The organism is Streptomyces sp. NPDC001617 (genome assembly GCF_053596855.1).
Genome location: NZ_JBSFHA010000174.1, coordinates 1 through 5496 on the forward strand (window position 1 = coordinate 1; position 5496 = coordinate 5496).

Annotated in this window: 5 protein-coding genes and 1 pseudogene; 3 read left to right on the forward strand and 3 right to left on the reverse strand. The window is 66.9% G+C overall.

Annotated features, from left to right (window positions below; genetic code table 11):
• The 3 genes and pseudogenes from ACWC09_RS52080 to ACWC09_RS52090 all read left to right on the forward strand — a co-directional run.
• Positions 1-221: substrate-binding domain-containing protein (locus ACWC09_RS52080; RefSeq protein WP_450859290.1), on the forward strand; the 221-nt coding region annotated here is incomplete at its 5' end.
• Between the two features lie 207 nt (positions 222-428).
• Positions 429-2483, forward strand: a complete 2055-nt coding sequence (locus ACWC09_RS52085; protein WP_450859292.1) for an RICIN domain-containing protein — start codon at positions 429-431, stop codon at positions 2481-2483.
• Between the two features lie 416 nt (positions 2484-2899).
• Positions 2900-3121 (forward strand): annotated as a pseudogene (locus ACWC09_RS52090) (ATP-binding protein); the annotation flags it as partial.
• A gap of 77 nt (positions 3122-3198) precedes the next feature.
• On the opposite strand, the gene ACWC09_RS52095 reads toward ACWC09_RS52090, so the two are convergent.
• The 3 genes from ACWC09_RS52095 to ACWC09_RS52105 all read right to left on the reverse strand — a co-directional run bounded on the left by ACWC09_RS52095 (position 3199) and on the right by ACWC09_RS52105 (position 5360).
• Complete coding sequence (locus ACWC09_RS52095; protein WP_450859294.1) at positions 3199-4134, reverse strand: SDR family NAD(P)-dependent oxidoreductase; 936 nt, start codon at positions 4132-4134, stop codon at positions 3199-3201.
• Between the two features lie 183 nt (positions 4135-4317).
• Complete coding sequence (locus ACWC09_RS52100; protein WP_450859295.1) at positions 4318-4530, reverse strand: ferredoxin; 213 nt, start codon at positions 4528-4530, stop codon at positions 4318-4320.
• A 14-nt stretch (positions 4531-4544) separates the two neighbouring features.
• Positions 4545-5360, reverse strand: coding sequence for a cytochrome P450 (locus ACWC09_RS52105; protein WP_450859297.1), 816 nt, complete (start codon positions 5358-5360; stop codon positions 4545-4547).
• Positions 5361-5496: the final 136 nt, after the last annotated feature.

Here is a 5496-nt window from a genome sequence, read left to right on the forward strand (position 1 = left end):
CGGAGGACGTCAGCGTCGTCGGTTTAGACGGCAACCCCGTCTTCGCCTACGTCTCGCCTCCCCTGACCACCGTCCGTCAGCCCTTCGAGGCCGCGGCCGGAGAGGGCATCCGGCTGCTCGTGCACGCCATCGAGAAGCCCGGCACCGAACTGCCGCCGGCGAGTGACCCACCCGTCCAACTCATCGTCCGCGGCTCGACCGCGCCCCCGCCCTCCCTCTGACCCACCCACCCCCTCGCGCCACCGCTCCGGCACACCCACACGCCGGGGCGCCCCACCTCCGCCATTCCGCGCTTGTCGCGCCGCACCCCCGCGCTCGCGAGCCGCGCCCAGCTGCCCCCGGGCCACGCGCCCAACAAACCCCGCCGCGTCACTCCGAGCCGTTCCGAGCCGGCGGACACCGAAACACACCTTCCCCTGGGAGCCGCAATGTCCCTTGCCCGAACAGGCGCCAGACCCGGCGCCGCTCCGCGTTCCCGTCTTCTCTCCTTCTTGCCCCTGGCATTCACCCTGCTCGTCGCCGTGGCCACGCTGGTTCTGCCGGCCGCCGGCCGGGCGGACGCCCTCGCCCGTGCGTCGCAGACGATGTACACCCCGCCGTCGAACGCCCCCGCTCCCGGCTCCCTGTACCCGCGCGCGATACGGCTGGAGCACAGCGGCTCCTCCAACGGCACGATGCTCGCCACGTTCGAGCAGTCCAGCTCAGGCATGCCGGTCTTCCCGATCTACCGCAGCACCAACAACGGCAACTCCTGGACGCAGATCTCCAGCGTCGCCGACACCCAGAACGGCTGGGGCATGCGCTGGGAGCCCGAGCTGTTCGAACTGCCCACGGCGGTGGGCAACTTCCCGGCCGGCACCATCCTGGCGGCCGGCGCCTCGGTCCCCGCCGACCGGTCGGCCATCAAGATCGATGTCTACGCCAGCACCGACCACGGGCAGACCTGGGCCTTCGTCAGCAACATCGCCACCGGCGGCGCAGCCTTCGACACCAACGGCAACACCCCCGTATGGGAGCCGTTCTTCCTCTACGCCAACGGCAAGCTGATCGTCTACTACTCCGACCAGCGCGACCCCGACCACGGCCAGAAGGTCGTGCACCAGGTCACCACGGACCTCCACACCTGGGCTCCGGTCGTGGACGATGTGGCGATGCCCACCTACAGCCAGCGACCGGGTATGCCCACCGTCGCGAAGCTGCCCAACGGCAACTACGTCATGACGTACGAGTACGGCGGCTCCCCCTCAGGCAACTTCGCCGTCTACTACAAGATCTCCGCCGACCCGGAGGCCTTCAACTCCGTCACGGGCATTCCCCTGCAATCGACGGACGGCACGATACCCACCAGCACCCCGTACATCACATGGCTCCCCACCGGCGGCCCGAACGGCACGCTCGTCGTTGGCGCCTACAGCACCGGCGATCTGTTCCTCAACACCCAGAACGGCGCCGCGAACACCTGGACCCGCATCCAGTCGACCGTCGCCTTCGGCTACAGCCGCGGCATGCTCCCCCTCGCCGACGGCCACAGCCTGCTGGTGCTCAGCGGCGGCCCCAACGGCTCCGGCCTCAACCCCATCACCTACGGCACCATCGACCTGGGTGGCAGCATCTCCGACGGTGCTACCTACACCGTGGCGAACGCCAGCAGCAACCTGAAGCTCACCATCGCCGGCGGCTCCACCACCAACGGCGCCTTCGCCACCCAGCAGAACACCGACAACGCCACCGACCAGCAGTGGCGCTTCGCTCTCCAGCCGTCCGGCTACTTCAAGATCTTCAACGTGGCCAGCGGCAAGGTCCTGGGCGTGCAGGGCGGCTCCACCGCCAACGGCGCCCAGATCCTGCAATGGGACGACAACGGCACCCTCGACCACGAATGGGCCGTCGCCCCCAGCCCCGCCGGCGGCTTCACCGCGACCAACCGCCTCACCGGCAAGTACCTGGAGATCCCCAACGCCTCCACCACAGTGGGCACCGCCGCCGACCAGTGGGACAGCACCAGCTGCGCCTGCCAGCGCTGGAACCTCACCCAGGTGGCCCTGCCTCCGCTCGCCACCGGCCAGTACGTGCTGGTGAACAAGAACAGCGGCAAGTACCTGGAGGTGCCCAACGCCTCCACCACCGCCGGAACCGCCGCCGATCAGTGGGAGAACACCGCCTGCGGCTGCCAGTTCTGGACCTTCCAGTCCGCCTCGGGGGGAGCCTGGACCATGAAGAACGTCAACAGCAACCTCAACCTGGACATCGGGGGCGGCTCCACCACCGCGGGAGCCGCCGTCGTCCAGAACACGTCCTCCGCCGCCGCTTCACAGAAGTGGACGCTCACCGACGCGGGCAACGGCTACTACAGACTCAAGAACGTCAACAGCGGCCTCAGCGCCGGCGTCGCCCAGTCCTCCACCAGCAACGGCGCGGCCGTCGTGCAGTGGAACGACCTGAACATCGACGACCAGCTCTGGAAGATCGTCCGCATCAACTGAACAGTTTGACGAAGGGCCTCCCGCCGGCTCGGGATCGCGATGCGAACCGAGAGGCAGGAGGCCCTGGCGGCGTCTGACAGCACGCCCGCTCTCCGCACGGGCAAGAGGATATTCCCCTTCCTGCAGAAGCACTTCGCCGAGCGTATCCACGGGCCGTCGGCCGCGGGGCCGTAGTCAAACAGGACCAGCACTGGGACGGTCTGTCGACCCGCAAGAGCCGTCGCACCACGAGCCGGCGACGTGCCCCAGCCGCCCCGTCGCCAATCCACCAGCGGCGGCCAAGTCGGCCCGCTGCAGGGCCTGTTGAACCGCTCCGCAGTCGCCCAGATCGAGGTTGGACGCCGTCCCTTGTCGGTCTACGACGAGCTGACCGGTACCCGGCCCTTCACCACCAACTCGCCGACGAAGGAGTCCTCTTGAGCGAGCTGACCGGCAACCGCATCCGCACCACGGCCGGCAAGCTCGGCCTGCCCCACCTGGCGGAGACCATCAACGAGTACATCCGGCGCGCGGACGAGGCCAAGATGGGCTACCTCGACTTCCTCGACCTGGTCCTGTCCGAGGAACTGGCCGACCGCGACGACCGACGCTTCCGCCAGGGCCTGCGGCTGTCCAAGCTGCCGCACCACAAGACGCTCCAGTTATCTGGGGTTGGAGTTCGGTGCCCGGCGCTTTCGGCACCCAGGCGCCGTGACCATGCTGCTCGTTGTCACGCTCAAGCGCCGGAGCCGTTGGTGGCGTCGGTGTCGAACCACGGTGGGATCAGCGGAGCCCTGGCCGGGCTGCGGAAGTTCGATTCGACAAGGGTGGCCAGGTCCTCCATCTGCCAATCGGTGGCGGAACTCACCACGCGGATGGGCTCCGGGATGTTGTAGAGCTCCACCGAGTTGCCCCGGGCGCCAACTACACGCCCGTTCAACCAGCGCGACCGGTCGCTTGCCAGGTACGTCGCGATGGGGGCTATGTGCTCCGGGTCGGCGGCCGCGGGCTGAACCTCGTCATGCGTGGGAAGCCGCTCCTGCGGAACCGTCGCGGTCAGGCGGGACGAGGCACCGGGCGAGATGGCGTTGGTGGTCACGCCGTAGCGGGCGAGCGCGTTGGCGGTCGAGTAGGTGAGACCGACGATCCCCATCTTGGCGGCGGCGTAGTTGGGCTGCCCCGCGGAGCCGTGCAGCCCGGAGATCGACGTGAAGTTGATGATCCGATTGTTCGCGTCGGGGTCGCGACGCCCGCGCCAGTAGATCGAGGCTGGACGAATGGTGCTGTAATGCCCCTTGAGGTGGACTCGGATGACAGCGTCCCAGTCCTTCTCCTCGAGGTTGAAGATCATGCGGTCGCGGAGAATTCCAGCGACGTTGACGACGATGTCCAACCTGCCGTAAGTGTCGACAGCCCTTTCGACGAGCCGCTCGCCGGTGGCGGTATCGGCGATATCGCCACCGTCGTACTCGGCCTCTCCGCCGCCGGCAATGATCTGCTCAGCGATCTCCTTCGCGGGACCTTCGTCTCCGCCGGTGCCGTCAGGACTGGTCCCGAGGTCGTTGATCACCAGCCGGGCACCCTCCTGGGAGAAGCGACGCGAGATCGCAGCTCCAATTCCGTTGCCGCCGCCGGTGACAATGGCAACTTTGCCTTCCAGCCATCCACTCATACGTCCAGCCTTCCATCGACTTGCGGCACAAAATAGGCGTCAGTAAGTCCTGGAACCCTTGCCGCTCCGAGTCCAACGTTCTCGTGAGTCCACGCCACCGTCTCGGGCACTGGTGTGTGATTCCGGAAGGAGGCGCGGTCTTGGGCTGCTCCCGGCCGCCGACAGTTTGTCGGCCGACAGGAGCTACTCGACGTTCGGGGCCTCGCGGATGCGAATCGCCGCCGCGGGGCAAATTCGTGCGGCATGACGTGCAGCCGTCTCGACGTCCAGCGTCGGCGACTCCGTCAGCACCCTCACGATGCCCAGATCATCGCGGCCAAATACCGTCGGGGCCAGTTCCGAACACTGCCCCGAGGCGATGCATACCTCGTCGTCGGCTTCCACTCTCAGGCTCATGACACCGGACTCCGTTAGCGAGGCTCGAGCACGACGGGAAAACGGTGAAGGCCGCGAAAGAAGTTGCTCGGCGAGTAGGGGGTCTCCCCCACGACGTCGTAGTTCGGGTAGCGGCGGAGCAACTCCTCGACGATCACTCGGATCTGGAGGCGGGCCAGTGGCGCTCCCAGACAGAAGTGCGGTCCGCCACCTCCAAATGCCATGTGCTCGTTCGGTGAACGGCGGATATCGAGCTTGTCCGGGTCGGTGAAGACATCGGGGTCGCGGTTTCCAGCCCCGTAGTACATCACGACCCAGTCGCCGGCTTTGATCTCTTTTCCGCCGATCGTGGTGTCTTCGGTTGCCGTACGACGGAAATGCGTGACGACGCTGCCCCACCGCAGGAACTCCTCCACAGCCGTCTTGAGCAGGGAACTGTCCGCCGCCAGGGCTGCGCGTTGTTCCGGATACTCCCAAAGCGCCTTCACCCCGGCACTTGTCGTGTTCCGGGTGGTGTCGTTACCGGCGGTGGCCAGGATGAAGAAACACTCGCGCTGCTGACGGAGGGTGAGACGTTCGCCGTCGATTTCGGCGCCCATGAGCGAGGTGACGAGGTCGTCTGCGGGCTGGACCCCGCGGATCTCCTGCATGTGTGCGAGGTATGCGAACATCTCGCCGACGGCCTTCTCGGCCTTTGCCGAATGCGCGGTGCCGGCCTCGAAGTCGACTTTGATGTCCCCCATGTCGGACATCTCGTCCGTCCATGTCCGGATGAGGTGCTGGTCCTCGCGCGGCACTCCAAGGACGTCACCGATGACGCGAACGGGGATCGGGGCGGAGACCTCGTCCACGAAGTCGATGACGTCGTGCTTGCGCGGCTCGAGCGCATCGAGGGAGTGTAAATCTAACGGCGGATCCGACGATCATGGGAGAGACGTCAAGTGACTGATACCGCCGTGGAGTTGGAGACTGTGGAGCCTGTCGAGA

Excerpts from the sequence above, each read along its gene's own strand:
- ACWC09_RS52085 (WP_450859292.1), top strand. The coding sequence starts at position 429 with ATGTCCCTTGCCCGAACAGGCGCCAGACCCGGCGCCGCTCCGCGTTCC.
- ACWC09_RS52095 (WP_450859294.1), bottom strand. The coding sequence starts at position 4,134 with ATGAGTGGATGGCTGGAAGGCAAAGTTGCCATTGTCACCGGCGGCGGC.
- ACWC09_RS52100 (WP_450859295.1), bottom strand. The coding sequence starts at position 4,530 with ATGAGCCTGAGAGTGGAAGCCGACGACGAGGTATGCATCGCCTCGGGG.